Consider the following 18,985-nt stretch of genomic DNA (forward strand, 5'->3'; position numbering starts at 1 on the left):
GCCCTCCCAACGGGCGGAGTGATGAGTTCCAATTAGCGAGCCGTTGACTTCCAATCAGCTGATATGGATAGTTCCAATTGCCGGAGACTCGGAGATTGGATGTTCAAGCGGTTTGTAGAGCGTCGGGCAGAGGAAGCCCTTCTGGATACGCCCGTGGTTCTCATCGTGGGGCCACGTCGGGCAGGCAAGACGACGCTCGTCAAGAAGATGGGGGTATCTGGCCGCACCTACGTCACGCTGGATGACCAAACCGTTCTGGAAGCCGCCCAGGCCGATCCGGCCGGATTTATCCGCGGACTGGACCTTGCCATCATCGACGAGATTCAGCGCGCCCCGGACCTGTTGCTCGCCATCAAGAAGACCGTCGACGAGGATTACCGCCCCGGCCGCTTTCTTCTCACGGGCTCAGCCAATGTCCTGACGCTGCCGCGTATCGCCGACAGCCTCGCCGGCCGCATGGAAACGCTCCAGATGCTGCCACTGGCGAGGGCCGAGATCGAGGGCCGGACACCGACCTTCCTGGAGCGCCTGTTCGAGGGGAAGCCGCAAAGTCAGCGCAAAGCGATCGTTGGCGACGATCTCGTCAACGCCGTCCTGCTTGGCGGCTTTCCCGAAGCGCTCGCCCGCGAAAGCGAGCGGCGCAGGCAGGACTGGGCACGGTCCTACCTCACGTCGATCCTCACACGCGACCTCAGGGACATCGCGGATGTCGAGAAGCTGACCGAGCTTCCGAAATTCGTGCGGCTGCTGGCCGAGCATTCCGGCCAGCTGGTCAACTATTCGCAGTTCGGGGCCAGCATCAATGTCAGTCACAAGACGGGGCAGCGCTATGTCGGTCTGCTCGAACAGGTCTTCCTGATCGCGACACTGCAGCCCTGGTTCACCAATGCACTGAAGCGCATCGTCAAGACACCGAAGCTGCATTTCCTCGATTCCGGCCTGCTGGCGAGCGCGCGCGGACTGACTGTCGACAGAGTGAAGGCGGATCGCGGGACATTCGGCGCGCTTTTGGAAAGCTTCGTGTTCTCGGAGGTGCTCAAACTGATGACGGCTTCTGACTTGCGGCTGACGCCGCATCATTTCCGGGATCGGGACATGCGGGAGGTCGACATCGTACTGGAGCGCGATGACGGGATGATCGTCGGTATCGAGGTCAAGGCGAGCGCCACGGTCAAATCCGGCGATTTCGCTGGCTTGCGAGCGTTGGCCGAAGCCTGCGGAGACCGTTTCGCGTTCGGCACCGTGCTCTACGACAACGCGGATGTCGTGCCGTTTGGCGACAAGCTGGCGGCCGCGCCGTTATCGAGTCTTTGGAATGTGGAGTCGCTGACGAATAAGACAGGAGCGTCGAGGTAGTCGACGGAAGGGGAAACAATGCTCAACAGAGGGTCAGAATGGCGGAGATGGGAACCGCATATTCACGCGCCAGGTACGGTCATGAACAATCAATTCAGCGGCCAAAGCGCGTGGAACGACTATCTGACCGCGCTCGAGCAAGCTACGCCAGTCATCGAGGCAATTGCGGTCACAGACTATTATGTGACCGATACGTACGAAGAGGTGTTACGGCACAAAGCTGCGGGGCGCCTTCCTAACGCCAAGCTGGTCTTTCCGAACGTCGAACTCCGGCTTGACGTCGCCACGGCGAAAGGGGGCTTCGTCAATCTCCACCTGTTCGTCAGCCCGGAAGACCCTCAACATCTCGACGACTTGCGGCGTCTGCTGTCGCGCTTGCAGTTCAACGTCATGCAGGACCGTTTCGATTGTACGCGGGCCGATCTCATCCGGCTCGGCAAGAATGCTGATTCCAGCATCACTGATGATCGGGCGGCGCTGGCCTATGGCGTCAACCAGTTCAAGGTCAATTTCCAGAAACTTCGCGAGGTGTTCTCCGAAAGCGCATGGGCCAAGAAGAACATCCTGATTGCTGTCGCGGGCGGCGCAACGGATGGCACCTCGGGTGTGCGCGAGGCTGCAGATCAAACGATCCGGCGCGAGATCGAGAGCTTTGCTCATGTGATTTTTGCCGGCAGTCCTGCCCAACGTGAATTCTGGCTGGGGCAGAAGGGCCTTGGTCCCGATGAAATCCGTACCCAGTACGGCGGCCTCAAACCTTGCCTGCATGGCAGCGATGCGCACAAACTGGAGGATGTGGCATCGCCATTCGGCGATCGGTTCTCATGGATCAAGGGTGGACTCGAATTTGATGCCCTCCGCCAAGCGTGCATCGATCCCGGCGGGCGCGCCTACGTCGGTGAACAGCCGCCGCGGTCTGCGATGCCGTCGCAGGTCATCTCGCACGTTCGGATTGACGATACGGATTGGGCAATCACTCCAGACGTTCCCCTCAACCCCGGACTTGTGGCGATCATCGGGGCGCGGGGATCGGGCAAGACGGCGCTGGCCGACGTGATCGCTGCTGGATGCGACGCGATCACGCCTGCGGGCTGGGATGCCGATGAAAACATAAGCCCCTCCTTTCTGGCACGAGCGCGCAAACTTATCGGTAACGCGACCACGACTTTGACTTGGGGCGGCGGCGCAGCGGTCACCCGGGCCCTCAATGGAAGCGACGCAAACGGCCATGTATCATTCCCTCGTGCTCGGTACCTCTCCCAGCAATTCGTAGAAGAGCTGTGCTCGTCCAAGGGCGTGTCCGACGGCCTCGTGGACGAGATCGAGCGTGTGATTTTCGAATCCCACTCGCAGGACGATCGCGAATGGGCGCTCGACTTCGCCGAGCTGCGCGACCAGCAGACCTCTCGCTTCCAGCAAGCGCGCGCACGCGAGGCGGAAGCGATCGCAGACATTTCTGATCGCATCGCCTCTGAGTTCGAAAAGGAGAGCCTCGTCGCCACTCTTACCACGCAGGTTGGTCAGAAGAAGAAGCTGATCGCCGACTATATGGCCGACCGTGCCAAGCTTGTGGTTAAAGGCACTGAAGCGCAGGTTGCGAGGCACACACAACTCAGTGAGGCGGCACAGAAGCTTAGGAATAAGATCCAGGCGCACGGCAATCGGCGCCGTACCTTCATTGCCCTGCAGGACGAAGTTCGCAGTATGCGCGCCACTGGCGCTCCTGAAATGCTCCGCCAGGCACAAGGGCGCCACGGCAACAGCGGCCTCGATGCCAAGCAGTGGGACGAGTTCCTGTTGATCTACAAAGGTGACGTCGACAAGAGCCTCGCGGCGTATATTGCGTGGGCCGATGGCAAGGTCCGCAAGCTCAATGGCGTTCCGCCGGCACCTGGCGATCCGAATACGCCGCTAATTCCCGACACCGCCGATCTCTCGACGTTGCCGCTCGCTCCGATCGTCGCTGAAATGACTCGCCTCGAAGCGCTGTTCAGCGCCGATAAGCTGGTCCGCGAACAATACACCGCACTGACCGGCCGCATCGCGCAGGAGAACTCTGCGCTTCAGACGCTTGAGACCAGACTCACCGATGCGCAAGGTGCGGCGGCCCGCCGCAAGGATCTCCAGACCGAACGCGATGACACCTACGGTCGGGTGTTCGAGGCGATCATCAACGAACAGAACGCCCTTGCAGGGCTCTACGCACCTCTGATGGCGCGGCTGGCGGAAGCATCGGGCACACTGAGGAAGCTCAGCTTCTCGGTTCGCAGGATTGCCGACGTTCAAGCGTGGGGCACAATCGCGGAGGAAGAGCTTCTCGACCGCCGAAAGGCCGGGCCGTTCTACGGTCGAGGTTCGCTGATCGCGGCTGCCACTGAAGCACTAAAGCCGGCTTGGGAAAGTGGTTCGGCGGCCGAAGTGCAGGCAGCTATGACAGCATTTATGACAAGGTACTTGAAGGACTTGCTATCGCACGCGCCATATGCGCCAACGCAGCAAGCCGAGTATCGAGCCTGGTCGAAGCAACTTGCGCACTGGCTTTTCGGCACCGATCACATCTCGGTTCGCTACGAGATTGCCTATGACGGTGTCGACATTCGCAAGCTGTCGCCCGGCACGCGCGGTATCGTGCTGCTGCTGCTCTATCTCACTCTCGACGATTCAGACGATCGTCCGCTGATCATCGACCAGCCTGAGGAAAATCTAGATCCCAAATCTGTTTTCGATGAGTTGGTGGCGCTATTCATTGCAGCTAAGGCAAAGCGCCAGGTGATTATGGTCACCCACAATGCCAACCTCGTCATCAACACCGATGCGGACCAGATCGTTGTAGCGTCTGCCGGTCCGCATCCTTCGAGCGGTCTTCCGCCGATAACTTATTTGTCGGGGGGGCTGGAGAGCGCGGAAATCCGCAAGTCGGTGTGTGACATCTTGGAAGGGGGGGAGGCCGCTTTCCGCGAAAGGGCACGGCGCCTGCGAGTGAGGTTGGAACGATGAATTGCCCGATAAAAACACCGAAGAATACATCGGCCGGGACGGGGCCATCCAAATGAGATTTGTCGTCAAATTCAGGTCGGGCAAATCGCCGACGATCAATCGGTATCCGCATGCTGTGCTCGTCCAGGACAACTGGGACGACTACGGGTACAAAACAACTTTCCAAGTCACGTTGCACTTGTCAGCAGATGAAAGCTACGAACTTGGAAATATCAAAATTATTCAGACGGGGCGTTCCAGTGGCTATACCGAAATGCCCAAACGCGCCTTTCGTGAGCTGCCCGCGAGCCACGCGTCACTGGGCGCAGACCTCGACTACTATGAAACGATCTATAAGCTCGGACGAGATGTCTTTGAGCCTTACTTGAAAGGTCTTCGAGACGTCGCGATCGATGACGAGATCAAGGCCGGCGTCGAGGATACCGAAGCATATCAAGTTTCGCTGCTACGCTTTAGCGGGGCGAAGCGTACGATCGCCGACGCTTCACGATTGCTGCGCGCAGACGCGTCACCCGCACGCCGGCGAAGCGCAGGGTTCAAGGTCAAATTCAAAACGCGAGTGGCACGCAATTCGAACGCGTTCACGATTGAATTCGATTTTCAGCGCAGGGGCCGGTTGCCCAATCGGATCAATGCGCTGATTGGATACAATGGTACAGGTAAAACCCGGCTACTATCCAACCTCGCTATCGTCGCGAGTGGCTTTGGTTATGGCAGCAAAAAAGATATCCTTGAAGATGCAGCGGGCCGGTTCGTCGGTAATGCGCCACCATTCAAGACGGTGGTTGTGGTGTCCTACAGCGCGTTCGACACCTTTGTCATTCCAGGAGGCACCGAGGAGGAGAAGGAGAGGCTCCAGGACAGCGGAGAGATATTCGGTTACGTCTACTGCGGCCTTCGCGAGCGATCGGACGATGATGCACCCGATGACGAGCAGGCTTATCGGTTGCGCACTCCATCGGAAATCGAGGCGGAGTTCTTAGCTGCGCTCAAGCGGGTTCGCGAGGCCGACCGGTTGGAGAACCTGTTGGAGGTGTTGAAACCGCTTCTTCGTGACCCATCGTTTCAACGCATTGGTTTGACTCAGCTCTATGCCAATCGGGATGATGAGGACTTGGCGGAGCTCTTCCGCGGATTGAGCAGTGGGCATAAGGTCGTGCTCAAGATCGTCACCGAACTCACGGCGCGTATCTCAGGGTCGGAACCAACCCTGGTTCTGATCGACGAGCCAGAATCCCACCTTCATCCGCCACTGCTCGCCGCGTTCCTCAAGAGCGTGCGGGACTGCCTCGAAGCCTTCGACGGTTATGCAATCATTGCCACTCACTCACCTGTGGTTTTGCAGGAAACGCCGGCGAAGTATGTCCATGTGCTTCGCCGGTTAGCCGACCAGAACCGCGTTGTGTCTCCGAGTGTGGAGACGTTTGCCGAGAACATTGGCGTCATAACGCAGGAGGTATTCAATCTCGGTGATGACTCGACCGATTGGCACGAGACGCTGAAGGCATTGGCGCGCCGGAACACTCTCGAGGAGATTGAGGAAGCCTTCGGCCGCAAGCTTGGTTTCGCAGCGCGCTCCTACGTTTTGAGCATTCGCGATGAGATGGAGGAGTAGCGGGATGCGTTCGATTCCGGTGCTGGCCGTCAACGCGACGGACGTGTTCGATGATATCTCCGCCGCCAAGCATCAGCCGCGACGGCGACGTATGTTGGCAGTGCGCGCAAGGGTGCTCTCCGCCTACCAGGACTATGACGACGCTGTCCCGGAAGTCGGCGGCTTGGCAGAGGTCCAGATGACCAATTTGCAGAAAGATGCGATGCGTCACGCATATAAGGTGGAGACCCAGCCGATGACGCAGCTCCGCGGCGATCTCCTGAAGAGGGTCAACGTTGCGCGTTGCCCATTCTGCGGGATCAGCGAGTCGTCGACGCTGGATCACTATTTGCCCAAGGAGCAATTTCCGGAGTTCTCAGCCTTCCCAAACAATCTCTGTCCTAGTTGTGCGGTCTGCAACACGCGCAAGCGAGACCGAATTCTGGACGAGGGAACGAACGTGCGCATGTTCCTGCATCCTTGCTATGACCAGATCCCTGACACGGGTTTCTTGGTGGTGCGAGTGAGGATGGAGGCAGACGCACTGGTACTTTCGTACCGCCTCGTCCGACCGGCCGGTATGGCGCTTCAAGTATTCCAGCATTTGCGGTCGCACTTCAACGAGTTGAACCTCGCGGATCGATACAGACTGATGGGGCTGGAGCATTTGGGAGGGCAGTATCCCGCGCTTCGCCGAGCTTATGGTTTGGGTGAAGACGCCGAACGGGTTGCGGAAAAACTCAGAGAGGGCGCAGAGGATTTTGAGGAAGTGTTTGGCCCTAACTACTGGTTAGCGAAGCTCTATCGAGCGTTGGCCGACAACGAAGATTTCTGCGACGGTGGGTTCGAGACAGTTCGGGTTCATGCTCATCCGGTACATGAATGATTGTCGATCTGGCGTTAGAATCTCCCGGCGCCAGGTCAGCAACGGTGGCAGAACCAGCCACACCCTAATGATCAGGCCGAAACCTGTTCCGCGCTCTCCAGCATGCTGGAGCTACGCTTGCGCGCTAATGTTTCCGGCTGCGGGGACGTCATCATTGAGAAGATCACTTCGGCGACACGATTTGCGGCAGCAACTAGAACCTCGTCGAGGTGGTGCACATAGCGGCTGGTGACGGACCCTTCCACCCTAGACAAGTCGGCTTCCTCGAGAATGCTGTCCAGGTCCGCGCGCGCCATGTCCTGCATCCAGGATTTTATCGATCCCCCAAGTCTATAACCCAAGCAGCAGTCTCATCCGACTATCCAAGCAGCGATCTCCTCTTCACGACCCTCCTGATCCCCTGTTGCATCGTCCGCCATCAGATAGAGGTCTCAGATCGCGGTGTGCACATATCCAGATCCAAAATGGCGGCCCCATGAGGGCAACAAAGTGGTCTAGAATATGGACTTCTTTCTGTCCCCAAGTGGTCGGTAGAAAGGGCAATCCGTACCGAGCGGTGCTCACAGGCTGATCGCGGCTGTCGACCGTGGTCGAGAAAGTTTCAAGAAGTGAAACAATACTCCCTCAGTGAAATGATTTGGTTGGCTTGCCCTGAATCAAGACGGCACGTTCACGCCTCTTGCCAAATCGCCGGGTATCGATTTTCACACCCAGAGCACTCAATCCAGGGGCCACGCGCCGAACTCTGCTACCAAGGGCAGAGGGTGTTTTTGGCCAGACGTCGCTTTTTCGGATCGTTTCGTCGACATTCTCGTTCAGTGCTTTCAGGAGGCCGGTCGGCGTGAACTCTAGCGCACCATCGCCTTTTCTCGAAAGATCCATCAGAGCAACTGCAAGGGGGTCAGCTTCCACGGTACTGTGAACGGCATCTTCTCTGTTGCTGATATAGGCCGAAAGGAAGGAACCCTCAGGCCAATCCAAAACTTGCTCCGCAGCAACCCCCAGCTCAGCAAAATCACGCATACGTGGAGCGCTCTTTAGCTCCATTTCTGGCAGCACGCCCATTGCTTCACTGAGGGTATCCAGCAGCGCACCAAGTATATAGGGTCGCGCTTTATTGAATTGCTCCCAGAAGACCCATTCACTCAGGCGCTTCTCAGGATCTATGCGCGGAAGGACCAAATGAACACCTCGATCGACCAAGTCCGCCCTAGAAGATAGATCCGGAATGCCGTTCAGGATAAGCGGCCTTTGGCCACTGAAAACCATTTCCTGATTGTCGGTATGTAGGCGACGGGTGCTGAATCCACCACCAGTAGCTAGACGGCAGAATGCATCCGAGAGCCAATTCGGCACACCGGACAGGTTATCGTAGGTCAGAGCCCAGGCATTCAAGGCGGAAATGAAAAGGTCCCTTTCATCACGGGGGACCGAGCGAACCGGAGCAAGGTTTGGGTCAACCAGATCTCTGAGTACACGGGAAAAAGTCGTTTTCGAGGAACCCTGCTCACCATTGACCAGCAGGATGGGAAAGCCACCCTTTGGGCGCAGGGATGCCAAGAGCCAGGCTACTGTGAGCTTCCAGCTCGCTTCATCCGGCAGGTTCAGAAAGCTTTCCAAGTTGGCCAACGTCCCTCCGGATACTGGTACAGGTAGTGGTTGCATTTGGGGGGAGCGGCGAAACTTGACCCGCGGATTGGATACAACGCGCCAACCTAGAGAAGAAATCTCGACCACCTGCCAACTCTTGTTGCAGAGATCTATATAGCAGGTGCCGTTCTCTCCTTCCGCCGTCCGCACATGAAGTTTATGAACTGGCGACTGATAGAGTGCCTTCGCTTCGAGGACCTCGAGCGCATCGCGAACGGATTGGGTTCCTGGTGCTTTTGCCCCTTTTTGAATCACCCGGTTCATTAGCCAGTAACGCAACTGCTGGACTGGCCAGTTTTCTAGGTGATCATCAACGGGAATCGTGGCATAGGCTTGGCTATCCGGCGTTCGCCATAGTTCAATCTCTGCGGTCACTACGTCTACAAGCTCGGAGCCCTGTAAACGCTTCCGGCCAGACTTCCCCTTACCAATCTTATTTATGGGTTTGTTAGATAAAGATCCGGGGCTTGATTCAACTGAATGCATGTTCACTCACCTCCATCTAGAGGGACATTTCCATGCCGCATGCGACAGCTGCGCATCCAGGAAACTAAGTCCGCACGACGATAGCGAACCAAACGTCCTATACGTAGGAAGGGAGGACCATCACCAACCTGGCGCCAACGGCGAAGGGTTGGTACCTCTGCCCCTAGGAGGGCGGCAGCACCCTGCTCTGTAATTGCACTATCCAAGTAAGCCGGATCAACTGCCAAGGCCGCTAGATGGTGCGGCTCTATATTCAGCGCTGATAGGCTGGCTGCAATCTCCGGAGTGAGCCAGGCAACACCTTTTGCGTCCCGGCTCGTTAAGGCATTGAGAAAGTCTTCGGCTAATTTTGTTGTGTTCCTGCACGTTGCAGGGGTTTCGCTAATTGGCATCGCACTGATCTCCATGTTGTCTGGAGATCAAGATTGCGTTGTACTGATTTTTTCAAAGGCCAGAGATAATATCTGGATATTATATTCACTTAAGGTAGAGCTGTTATCCTAAAGGTTCTTATCCCTGACTCTCCGGGGATTGAACGAACCCGCTATCGTGGGAGTTTAGATGTCATACGCCGGAGAGTTTCCTGGCTGAGATGATGGCGGGTGTCGCCCCCATCACCAGACAGGAGCTACGTGGAGAGCTTGGTGTGCCTGCTGCCGGTTCAGCATGTGGCCCAGTTGCTTGCGCTGCATTGGCATACCATCAAGACCATCGATCACAGGCGCTTGCAGCACGAGGTCTGCGCCCCGGAGCACAGCTGCCTGCGGCGCCTGATCATGGACGAGAGCGCTCTGTTCAAGGGGCACCGCTATGCAACAGTGGTCATCGATGCCGACAGCCAGCAGGTGCTCTGCGTGGGCGAGGGCCGCAGCCGGGAAGCAGTGCGCCCCTTCTTCGACTGGCTGGGGCCTGAAGCCTGCGCCAGCATTGAGGCCGTGGCGATCGACATGAAGACGGCCCTGGACAAGGAAACCCGGACGCACTGCCCCAAGGCGCGCATTGTCTACAATCTCTTTCATGTCGTCGCCAAGTTCGGACGTGAGGTCATCGACCATGTTCGTGTCGACAAAGCCAACCAGCTGCGCCACGACAAACCCGCGCGTTAGGTCATCAAACGCATGGCCTATGGATACCGCGACACAGATTACTTCTTCTTCAAGATCAAGGCCGCTTCCCTGCTAATACGCGATAAACCTAAATTTTATACCGACTCATTCCTTCCTGGCCGCCCCGAAGCAGAACTCGAGTTTCTCGAATAGTACCTGGAATCGATGCACCAGACCCCTCCCTTCTTTTCTGATATTGTGTATATATCGGCCTTTACTTGATCGATACCTATTGTGTAGGTTCTTGAGGGAAGCTCTTGGAGCAAATGACCAGCTAGAGCTTCAGCGGATGCTTCCCTAAAAGTACTGTCGCTTTCAAACAACGCACTAAGAATCTTTGCTTCGGCAAGACGCCGTTCTTTAACTTCATGCTTGGTGGCGCGCTTACGGCGAGTTTGAACCGACCTGTGCTCTTTCGTATCAGTCGAAAAGAACCGGAGAAGCTTGGCCCTGACCCCATCATTCAGGAGCCAATAATCCGCATTAAATGAACTTGGCTCATGGCTTGATGGGCATGCCGCCTTGAGCGACTCAGCAAGAAAGGGACGAGGCTCATCTGATCTTCCGTCATACCCCCATGCTCTGAGATGACCACTCTCCAATAGAGAAAGAAGGTCTTGCTCCATCTGAAGCCAGATATTATCCCTCTCGTCTTCAAGTACCATCCATCTGTGACTGAAATCTTTAGCCCAGGTTTTTTCGATCCATGCGCCGCCGCCACTAATTACAGAACTGAAGGCGAGTGCGGTCATGTCTTCAGGCTCGGGCCGCAAGGTACTATTAAAATTCGGCTGCGCCCACGAAGGATATATAGGATCAATGGTGTCATCCCATAGAGGTCGAGCGTTCTTGTACTCAGTGCTCAACTTGAGAAACTCATCATCGATATTATCGAGCTTTTCCTGCGCTTCCGACGAGGAATAATCCCGGCAGACGCTCCACCAATTTAGACCCGACAATACCCCGACATTGTTGAATCGTATGGAGAAAACTCCTACTCGTTCCGTATCCTCCGGATTGGCAAGGTATACCGGTAAAAGGCGCAGGCTTCTCCAGGATTTTTCCATGTATCGTTCAAGGGAGTAAGAAAGGTCTGGGCTGTCACTATTCATTGCCCAATCTTCCAGTGCCGCAAGCAGGAGTTCATTCGGTAATGTGCTAACCGACCTTTCGGGTATGCCATCTCCCGGAAACTGAATACTACCTTGAAGTTTAAGCAAATTTTGCTCGTCTAGCAGATACCGAAAATACTCCATGATGTGCCAGCGAATTTCATCTTGGCTTGTTGAACGTTGCCATTCGGTTTGCCACCATATCTCACTGTCGAACCAAAGCCGCAAAAGATCCGCGAAAGTGTGGCGCTTAGTAGGATGCACATCCGCATCTAGAAATCCCCATTCCGCTCCAGGGCAAACCCGCAGGTCCTCAGCACAAATACGACCAGATGGCATCAACAAGGTTGCATTATTTTCATCAACCAACAGCTCGTAATCTCTGTCCCAGAGAAAATCTGGTCGAATCTGCGTCATGGAGTCGGCACTGGAATGAAAGCGCCCAAACACGGTAAGTCTCGAGCTGTCACCAGTACCTGATTGCACGTCCAGATTCTGAAGGAAATCCTCATAGATAGCCTGCTTGACCTGAACTCGCGCTTCTTCCGTGCTTGCCTGTTGCAATTCTCCCAGGCGTTTCCGAGACGCATAGAAGAAAGGTGCATCTGCCCAAGACACACCTTGGTAGGCTGCAAGCTCAATATCAGAATGCATCAATGTCATAAGTACCTTCACGTCTTCACGATCCACGAGTGTCGACAATAGGTCTCGCTTCAGCGAGACAAGGAAGTGCCGCTTATATTGTGTCGCTTGCCGTGCTGCTGGTTGGGCAGGCCTTATGGATAGCAGTAGCGAGCACACGCAGGCTAACCAATCCCTAGAATAATTAGAAGATCTACCCAATCATCACCACAGGAACTATGGTAACGATCTTCCTAGCCTGCGCCGAAAGCCGCACCAAGTTTGACGCTTGCGAAGATAATCATATTAAGATGAAGAGGCGATTCCCACGATGAAAGCGAATATCTTCGACTGAAGGTCCTCAGCCCGCCGTTCCCATAAGGGTTTACCGCGTCATATGCCCCCTTTCAGGATCGACCTCGCAATTCGTACCTGCCATGGATTCGCTTCGAGCCACCTGAGGATCAGCTCGCCCACCATTCAAACGCGGTGCTTGAGTGGCCGCTTGCAGATCCAGAAAGCTGGTGGACACCAGCCGCGGGTATACGGGTCCAGTTCGAGCGATCACCCGCGGCAACCTATGCACCCATAGGAAAAAAACCTCACAAGAACTGAAGTCTCATTCTACAGGAGGAACCACGTCCGTCGGCCCGCGCATCTGGCGATGCATGCGCGGCCCGACGGACAGTAAGGATCTCCAAGGGTTGCGGTGTGAAACATTCCACTCACCCAGGAGTATCCCGATATGCAAAGTCTATGTCCCCTAAATTCTTGTACCAGCGTTCCGCTCCAGTTGGCATATGCGACACCCGATTGGCTCCGAAACCACGAAGAGGACCGACCGCTTTTCGAACCCCCAAAGAACCTGGAAGCCTGGCTACAGGCCCTCGAGAATTATTTCCCTGATCGTCGCATCCGGGTCCAGGTGAGCGTGTATCCTGGGGATCCGGATTCTCCCAGCAATGGGATCCATCTGGATCGTCGCAAGCTGATCTGCTGCCTAAGGCAGGTCGCCGAAATACTCGGAACCCAGATCCCTGAACGCAAACGGGGCTTCTACGACACGATCGCCCGATTGCACCGGGAAGGCAATTCCATTGAATGCCAAACCCGTATCGTGCCTCGAGTTCTAACCGGTCCTGGTGTTCGCCTCCTTAAACGCCTTGATGTCACACAAGATCAGCACAGGGCCAGCGGCCTGCTCCACGATTTCTGGAGCCATGAGCTTCCCTGGCTCCGGAAAAGCGGCATCCAGGTGCTCGAGATACGCAGCAACCTGAACCACTTGCTCTGGCACTGAACTCTCCACGCCGCTTACCCCGAAATCTTAGGAACGACCCGGCGGCGAACCGGTGATTCGACACGCGACCGGGTCTGCTCAACTTCCCAAAGGAATTCTGACGATGATTGATCCCGACTTCATCCCCGCCCTCAATAGCATTGTGCCTTTCTCGTACACGACCAACCTCACGCCGCGCACAGGAGTCCTATTCAAGGTCCCTGAAGAGGCAAGCCAGGACGATATCCAGCACCTTGCATCCCGGCTCGATGACATGCTCGACCAGATCGCCTGGCATGTCGCGACCACACAATTCGAGTTGACGGCGTCACCGCCGGCAGGTGGGTCATCCAATGCTACCCTTGAGCCCACTAGCTTCGACGAAACGCTCGAAAAAGCACTCGAGGTTTGTCTCATAAACGTGCCCCAGGAGTGGGTGCGCAGCGCAACCATGGAGGTCGAGCTCAGTGTTTCCGACAGGGAAAAGGCTGACCCGGTTTGCCTTGTGGAGACCAGGCTGTGCGGCCTGGACCGTCGCTGGAAGAAGCAGCACGCCCAGGAAAGAGTGGGAATCATAAACGGGCTCTTTCAGGAGTACTGGGTCGGCCAGCACGCATGGCTGCTGGAAAGCGGTGTAAAAAGGCTCTCGCTCATCTATAACCTGGGCAACGCCCGTGAGCGCTATCCCCACGTCGAGCGCGGCCTGATCTCGTGGGGACGGGAGGCCCACCGTGCCCAGAGGCTGGGGCAGCAGCAGGCCAAGGGGCAAACCCTGCACTGAGCCTTCGCCTCCCGGCCGCACCCGATCACTATGCGGGTGCGGCCGGGAGACTCCGGCATTTGGAGGTGACCCTATCGCGATGATCAGGCCTCCGCTCGGTCACTCGACCCAGTCCTCGCCCATGGTCCGACACCTTCTGCATTCTTGTAAATTTTTCTTGCGGAAAATCCGCGCCCACCTATTGGACGTTCGTTTTTTGTTCTATTCTTGGGACTCTTTCCCAAGAATAGAGGATTCAACACATGCTTGCACCAACCAAGACCTGGTTCACGGTGTCCGAATGCGCCACCAACCTTGGCGTCTCCTCCACAACGATCCGGCGCGCCATCCGGCGCGGTGAACTGGGCGCCCACAAGGGGCAAAAGCTTGTTCGGATTTCCGTTCGCGACTGGCGCCTCTACCTCGCCGAGCACTGGCCGGAAGTCTCCGAGGGAGCGTTGCTCAGGGCAAACGACACCCCTGACGCGCATGATCACCAATGACCAACAATGACAACAGGATAAAGGCCTTGGGTGAAAACGGGCACGAATCATTCGATCGGAATTCCTTGAGCCCGTTTTCACCCCAGACGACGTGTGCTCACTCCTGCACAACACTGAACACCAAACAGGGACCCCACCCTATCACCCCGAGCAACTCCGAGGCCGGACTGTCGGTCTCATCTTCGTTGCAGACCGACAGTCCGAACCACGGAGACAAGACCATGACACAACTGTCCCACTACCACGCGCGCAGCCTGATTTTCCCTTCAGCCTTTCCTTCTGCCGATTCCGCACGGCGCGCTCGCTGTGCGCTCAGGCGCATCTACGAAACCCTGGAGCAATCGCCGGAAACAATCGCAACGGAGGACATCGTAGCTCTCTACGAAGAGGCCGTTCCAATAGAGAAGCGACCGGCCAAATGGCGTGATGATCTCATAGTCCTGCGCCACCTCGAGGCAACACCTGTTCCTCCGTCCGACATGGCCGAGCGCGTCTGGCTCGGCACAGCCCATCTGGGCGATGCGATAGCCGCAAGCGAGCTGCAGCCCTGGGGCAGCGAGGTCCAGAAAGTGGTCGGCGCAATCAAGCGCCTCGCCCGGCTCCAGGACAAGGCGCCGGAGCATATCCCCGCTGTGGAAACGACGATCCAGAATACTCTCACAGCTCACAGTGGTGCCGACTTCGGCATTTCGATCGCATCCTACCGGAACCTGCGATCACGCATTCTGCGCGGCGTTCGACTCGTGGATCCCTCGCATCGAAGCCGCTTTTCTTTCCGCAGCCTTCAAGGTCCCTGGCGGCAGCTCACGGACAAGGCTCGTGCACAGGAATATCTGCGTGGGGACTTCGCCAAGCTCTGGGCCCTCATCACCTACTGCTGGCAGCACGACATCGCCCCTGACGCCGTGGACGACGAAGTGGTGTCCGACTGGCGGGCTCATCTTGAAACCCAGCTCACCGACACGGCATTCGAGACAGCACGTGCGGCCATCTACAGCTGGGAACGCATGCAGCGCGAAGTCGCCGGCTGGCCGAGCCAGACTCTGTCCCGGCTGTATCGAAGCCCTGAGGAGCGCCGCGGGCTTTTCTACAAGGACCTCCCGGAGGCGCTCCGTGACATCTGGGAAGCCTACGTGAACGCGCTTTCCAGGGAACTCGCGCCGGTGCGCGCCTCCGACTGCGTGCCCGACACGCTGGAGGACGACCCATTTGCGGACCTCGAGGACGGGTCTCCTGAGTGTGAGGTCGATCCGCTTCGCTATGCCAGTACGACCCTTCGGCGGCAGCGCAGCGCCTGGGTCCGTTGCGTCGCAGCCTACCAGGAGCTCCATGGATCCGATCCGGATCGTCTGAGTGACGTAACCGAACGCGCGGTATTGAGTGAGGTGGTCCGCAACATCGAGGTCCAGAATGCATCCGGAGATCCGGCCCTGCACCAGAAATCCATTACCCGCAAGAATGCGCTCCAGGATGCGATAGACTGGGCCCAATATGACGGACGTGAACGCTCGCACATCCAGTACCTCGAGAAGATGCGTGATCGCGTGGACCCATCTTTTAAAGGGTTCGAGCGCAAGAGCAACGGGAAGACGGTTCGGAAATATGCGCATAAGGAAATGGGCCGTCGTCATAGGGAACGCCTGCGCCAGTTCAACAATCCAGTGCACCTGGTGAACTGGTATCGTCTGCCTGACGAGCTGGTCGCCAAATCACGCAAGCGTTTGCATCGAACAGCAAACGATCCCCATGCCATAAACCTGGCTCTGATCGCGCTTGTACACCGGATCCTGCGCTGTGCTCCGATACGGGCCGCGAATGTGGCGGCTTTGACGGTCGCCGGCCCGAACCCACAGATCACGTTCCCCCGTTTTACACGGGGCAAAGGTTACCTCAATTTGGAAGCCTGGCAGGTCAAGAACGACCGGGACCATACCGTCGAACTGGACGAACCGACCATGGCGCTTCTGCGTTGGTGGTTGGAGGAGCTCAGGCCCGGCCTGATGAAACGTGTCGGGGCTCACCCCGAGAACCCGCACCTGTTTCCCGCCGGCGGCATGGCCCATCGTACCAGCACGCACCTCAGCTGTCTTTTCACCAAAACGAACCGGTCGGAAGCAGACTTCGTGCTCAACATCCACCTGTGTCGCCACCTCACAGCAAAGCTGATCCTGGACATCGATCCCAGCAAGATGAGCTTGGTACAGCATCTCCTGGGCCACAGGAAATTATCGACCACGGAAGCCTACTACGCCGAGGTGAACGCCATCATCGCTCAGCGTGAGTGGCAACGCATTCTGACTCTTGCCATGAACCAGGCAACGCTGATGATCAAAAGGAAGACCAAATGACAAACATGAAAACCTCTCCCGTCACCCGGGAGATCCTGGAGCGCGAAACCCGCACCTGGCCCGAGCCGCTCCGAACCACATGGATCGAGGCGCATGATCCGATCACCGGAGACTGCCAGTGGGTGCAGCAAACCAGGTACACCTGCGCACGCATGGTCACGCGCTACCTCGCGATACTCACTCCGGAAGAGAAAGCCGGACGAGACTGCCTGTTACAGCGTCACCAACTAAAGAAGTTCCTGATCGAGGCCGAGAAAACGGCCTCGATACGGACCCTCTTCACGAATGTCCACAGTCTCAATATGGCCGCCGGCATCCTCTACCCGGAGCGGATGGCTGCGGGAGACCTACGGTGGTTGCAGGAAGCAGAGGCACGACTGCGCCGTCTCTCGGAGAAAGCCCCGAGACAGCGTTACAACAAGCTCGTTGCAATGGAGGATCTCGTCTATGTGGCAGAGACGGCATTGCTCGAGGCCCCGAACCTGACACCCTTCGAAGGGTTTCTGCGGTATCGTACTGGCCTGTTCATGCTGCTCGGGCTCGCCGCCCCCGAACGGTTGCGTGCCCTGACCAGCCTGCGTCTGGAGCAGCTTGACCTCGAGGAGGGAACAATCCGGTTCGACCCGGCTCAGATCAAGATGAAGAGCGACCGCGACTGGGTTCTGCCCAAGGAAATCCTTGTCCATCTCGAGGAGTGGCTCGAAGTGTGGCGTCCGCAAAGGGCATATCCTGAAGAGGCTCAGGTATTCATCGGCAAACATGGGCGAGGCATAGACGATGGTGGGCTTTCCCGCGCGATGGCCAAGATTACCAAGGACAAACTTGGCCGGCCTGCCACCCCACACCTAATTCGGCACACCGTGGCCACGTCCATGCTCTCCGCAGCACCGGAGCGACCCGCAATCGTGAGTCTCTTGCTCGGGCACCGCAGTCCCAAGACCCGGGATGCCTATACCCAGAAAGCAGACTCGATCAGAGCCGGACGCTTTGCGCAGGAGTGTTTCAATACAGCTGTGCAAGCCGCTGAGAGGGAAATCAGGCAGAACACCAAGTCGCGAACGGCAAATCTCGGGCATGCGAGATTATAGTGCATATCCTGAAAGTTTTTAATTGGGGGCATTGTCCTCGGCGCGACGCAGCTCAACACTAAAGTCGTCCGAGCATCTACAACAGGATCAAGGTCATCAAACGAATGGCCTTGGTTGCCCCGACACAGTTTTCTTTCTCAGAATCACGAGCGCATCCCCACTATGGCACGACAAGGGAGAAAATTCTCCCGATTAACTGACTGATATATTTGTGTTTAAAAAAAATTCTAAAAAACTTCCGCTCAAGGCTTGCCACCAAATCCTACGGTACTATTTTCTTTTGGCGAGGCGATGACGAAAAGTTCTCTGATGCGATATTCAATGCTAGGAGCTTTCGTTAAATGCCAAGATTTCCGCCGCGCAGGCGGATCGGCCCTGAACGACACTCGGGTCAGGGCCGATAAAACAGTGTGCCGCCGCGAAGGTGGCCAAGAAAGCGTACGCGGCGAAGAAATGTCGCATCTATGTTTGCCATCGTGCAGGCAGTTCAGCCCGAACACAAACACTCTGGTTCGGGCCAATAAAACAGTGTGCCGCCGCGAAGGCGGCCAAGAATGCGCATGCGGCGAAGAAATGTCGCATCTATGTTTACCGCCGCGAAGGCGGACAAGACCATAAAGTCGGGCGCCCTGGTCAGGCGCCCTTTTTTGTTTGGCCTGTTCAGCTCAATGAAAATCCCGGGACCGAATCCTGAGACGGTCTCGCCCCTTCCCGGGATCCTGCCCTTCGCGTGATGCATCCGCAGATCCAGTGTCGCTTGTCTGCTCGCTTTCGCAATGGGGCACCCGATCCAGCAAGCCAGAGAAGTCCTCCACTTCCCGCACAATCAGGTGGACCACCTCACCTTCCTTCTGGACCGTCCCGCGCACGCACAACAGGCTCGCCGAGAGGATGCAGGTCCGTTCGCGCTTCAGCAGGTCGGGCCAGACGACACAGTTCACCGTGCCCGTCTCATCCTCCAGCGTCACGAAAACCACCCCCTTGGCCGAGCCCGGGCGCTGGCGCACAAGGACCAAGCCGGCCGTCTCGGCCCGGGCACCGTCGCGCAGAGCGCGCACATCCGAACAGCAGTCGACCCTCAGTTCCTGCAATGCACCACGCAGGAAGGCCAGCGGATGCGCCCGGAGACTGAGCCCCAGCTGGCGGTAATCCTGGACCACCGCAGCCCCGGCCGTCATGGGCCTGAGGGCGACGGCCGG

At 57.1% G+C, this 18,985-nt stretch carries 13 protein-coding genes and 1 pseudogene; 9 read left to right on the forward strand and 5 right to left on the reverse strand.

From position 1 onward, the window contains the following. Nucleotides 1–99 precede the first annotated feature (99 nt). The 4 genes from ACFOW6_RS11305 to ACFOW6_RS11320 are packed head-to-tail and all read left to right on the forward strand — an operon-like array spanning nt 100 to nt 6,833. Nucleotides 100–1,356 carry an ATP-binding protein gene (locus ACFOW6_RS11305; RefSeq protein ID WP_382422479.1) on the forward strand — a complete coding sequence of 419 codons (1,257 nt, stop codon included), beginning with the start codon at nt 100–102 and terminating at the stop codon, nt 1,354–1,356. Between the two features lie 18 nt (nt 1,357–1,374). After that, complete coding sequence (locus ACFOW6_RS11310; protein WP_382422480.1) at nt 1,375–4,353, forward strand: TrlF family AAA-like ATPase; 2,979 nt, start codon at nt 1,375–1,377, stop codon at nt 4,351–4,353. A gap of 1 nt (nt 4,354) precedes the next feature. Next, a complete protein-coding gene (locus ACFOW6_RS11315; RefSeq protein WP_382422481.1) occupies nt 4,355–5,968 on the forward strand; it encodes an AAA family ATPase in 1,614 nt (537 codons plus the stop codon). A gap of 4 nt (nt 5,969–5,972) precedes the next feature. Further along, the gene (locus ACFOW6_RS11320) at nt 5,973–6,833 is read left to right on the forward strand and encodes an HNH endonuclease (protein WP_382422482.1); all 861 of its coding nucleotides are present in this window, start codon (nt 5,973–5,975) and stop codon (nt 6,831–6,833) included. 71 nt (nt 6,834–6,904) lie between these two features. Here the strand turns inward: ACFOW6_RS11320 and ACFOW6_RS11325 are convergent, their stop codons facing one another. The 3 genes from ACFOW6_RS11325 to ACFOW6_RS11335 form a co-directional block, all read right to left on the reverse strand. Continuing rightward, nucleotides 6,905–7,129 (reverse strand): hypothetical protein, encoded by a 225-nt coding sequence (locus ACFOW6_RS11325; RefSeq protein ID WP_382422483.1) that lies wholly within the window; start codon nt 7,127–7,129, stop codon nt 6,905–6,907. A 328-nt stretch (nt 7,130–7,457) separates the two neighbouring features. Next, a complete protein-coding gene (locus tag ACFOW6_RS11330) occupies nt 7,458–8,858 on the reverse strand; it encodes a hypothetical protein (RefSeq protein ID WP_382422484.1) in 1,401 nt (466 codons plus the stop codon). A gap of 113 nt (nt 8,859–8,971) precedes the next feature. Then, a complete protein-coding gene (locus ACFOW6_RS11335) occupies nt 8,972–9,376 on the reverse strand; it encodes a helix-turn-helix domain-containing protein (RefSeq protein ID WP_382422485.1) in 405 nt (134 codons plus the stop codon). Nucleotides 9,377–9,733: 357 nt separating this feature from the next. Between ACFOW6_RS11335 and ACFOW6_RS11340 the strand changes: the two are divergent. Next, nucleotides 9,734–10,072, forward strand: a pseudogene (locus ACFOW6_RS11340) (ISL3 family transposase); the annotation flags it as partial. A 98-nt stretch (nt 10,073–10,170) separates the two neighbouring features. Here the strand turns inward: ACFOW6_RS11340 and ACFOW6_RS11345 are convergent. Continuing rightward, nucleotides 10,171–11,862: a hypothetical protein gene (locus tag ACFOW6_RS11345; protein ID WP_382422486.1), complete on the reverse strand. Its 1,692-nt coding sequence runs from the start codon at nt 11,860–11,862 to the stop codon at nt 10,171–10,173. 1,349 nt (nt 11,863–13,211) lie between these two features. Between ACFOW6_RS11345 and ACFOW6_RS11350 the strand changes: the two genes are divergently transcribed. The 4 genes from ACFOW6_RS11350 (at nt 13,212) to ACFOW6_RS11365 (ending at nt 17,786) form a co-directional block, all read left to right on the forward strand. After that, complete coding sequence (locus ACFOW6_RS11350; RefSeq protein ID WP_382422487.1) at nt 13,212–13,868, forward strand: hypothetical protein; 657 nt, start codon at nt 13,212–13,214, stop codon at nt 13,866–13,868. Between the two features lie 242 nt (nt 13,869–14,110). After that, the gene (locus ACFOW6_RS11355) at nt 14,111–14,350 is read left to right on the forward strand and encodes a helix-turn-helix domain-containing protein (protein ID WP_382422488.1); all 240 of its coding nucleotides are present in this window, start codon (nt 14,111–14,113) and stop codon (nt 14,348–14,350) included. Between the two features lie 221 nt (nt 14,351–14,571). Next, nucleotides 14,572–16,698 carry a hypothetical protein gene (locus ACFOW6_RS11360; RefSeq protein ID WP_382422489.1) on the forward strand — a complete coding sequence of 709 codons (2,127 nt, stop codon included), beginning with the start codon at nt 14,572–14,574 and terminating at the stop codon, nt 16,696–16,698. Beyond that, nucleotides 16,695–17,786, forward strand: coding sequence for a site-specific integrase (locus ACFOW6_RS11365; RefSeq protein ID WP_382422490.1), 1,092 nt, complete (start codon nt 16,695–16,697; stop codon nt 17,784–17,786). The genes ACFOW6_RS11360 and ACFOW6_RS11365 overlap by 4 nt, the downstream gene beginning before the upstream one ends. 665 nt (nt 17,787–18,451) lie before the next feature. Here ACFOW6_RS11365 and ACFOW6_RS18185 read toward each other — a convergent pair. Continuing rightward, the gene (locus tag ACFOW6_RS18185; RefSeq protein ID WP_449267363.1) at nt 18,452–18,964 is read right to left on the reverse strand and encodes an OB-fold nucleic acid binding domain-containing protein; all 513 of its coding nucleotides are present in this window, start codon (nt 18,962–18,964) and stop codon (nt 18,452–18,454) included. Nucleotides 18,965–18,985 lie beyond the last annotated feature (21 nt).

Source organism: Fodinicurvata halophila, assembly GCF_042651425.1.
In the GTDB taxonomy this organism is placed as follows: domain Bacteria; phylum Pseudomonadota; class Alphaproteobacteria; order Kiloniellales; family DSM-21159; genus Fodinicurvata; species Fodinicurvata halophila.

Bases quoted from the DNA above. Each gene is read 5' to 3' on its own strand.
- ACFOW6_RS11320 (WP_382422482.1), top strand. From the start codon at position 5,973: ATGCGTTCGATTCCGGTGCTGGCCGTCAACGCGACGGACGTGTTCGAT.
- ACFOW6_RS18185 (WP_449267363.1), bottom strand. From the start codon at position 18,964: ATGACGGCCGGGGCTGCGGTGGTCCAGGATTACCGCCAGCTGGGGCTC.
- ACFOW6_RS11335 (WP_382422485.1), bottom strand. From the start codon at position 9,376: ATGGAGATCAGTGCGATGCCAATTAGCGAAACCCCTGCAACGTGCAGG.
- ACFOW6_RS11360 (WP_382422489.1), top strand. From the start codon at position 14,572: ATGACACAACTGTCCCACTACCACGCGCGCAGCCTGATTTTCCCTTCA.
- ACFOW6_RS11350 (WP_382422487.1), top strand. From the start codon at position 13,212: ATGATTGATCCCGACTTCATCCCCGCCCTCAATAGCATTGTGCCTTTC.
- ACFOW6_RS11325 (WP_382422483.1), bottom strand. From the start codon at position 7,129: ATGGCGCGCGCGGACCTGGACAGCATTCTCGAGGAAGCCGACTTGTCT.
- ACFOW6_RS11365 (WP_382422490.1), top strand. From the start codon at position 16,695: ATGACAAACATGAAAACCTCTCCCGTCACCCGGGAGATCCTGGAGCGC.
- ACFOW6_RS11355 (WP_382422488.1), top strand. From the start codon at position 14,111: ATGCTTGCACCAACCAAGACCTGGTTCACGGTGTCCGAATGCGCCACC.
- ACFOW6_RS11310 (WP_382422480.1), top strand. From the start codon at position 1,375: ATGCTCAACAGAGGGTCAGAATGGCGGAGATGGGAACCGCATATTCAC.
- ACFOW6_RS11305 (WP_382422479.1), top strand. From the start codon at position 100: ATGTTCAAGCGGTTTGTAGAGCGTCGGGCAGAGGAAGCCCTTCTGGAT.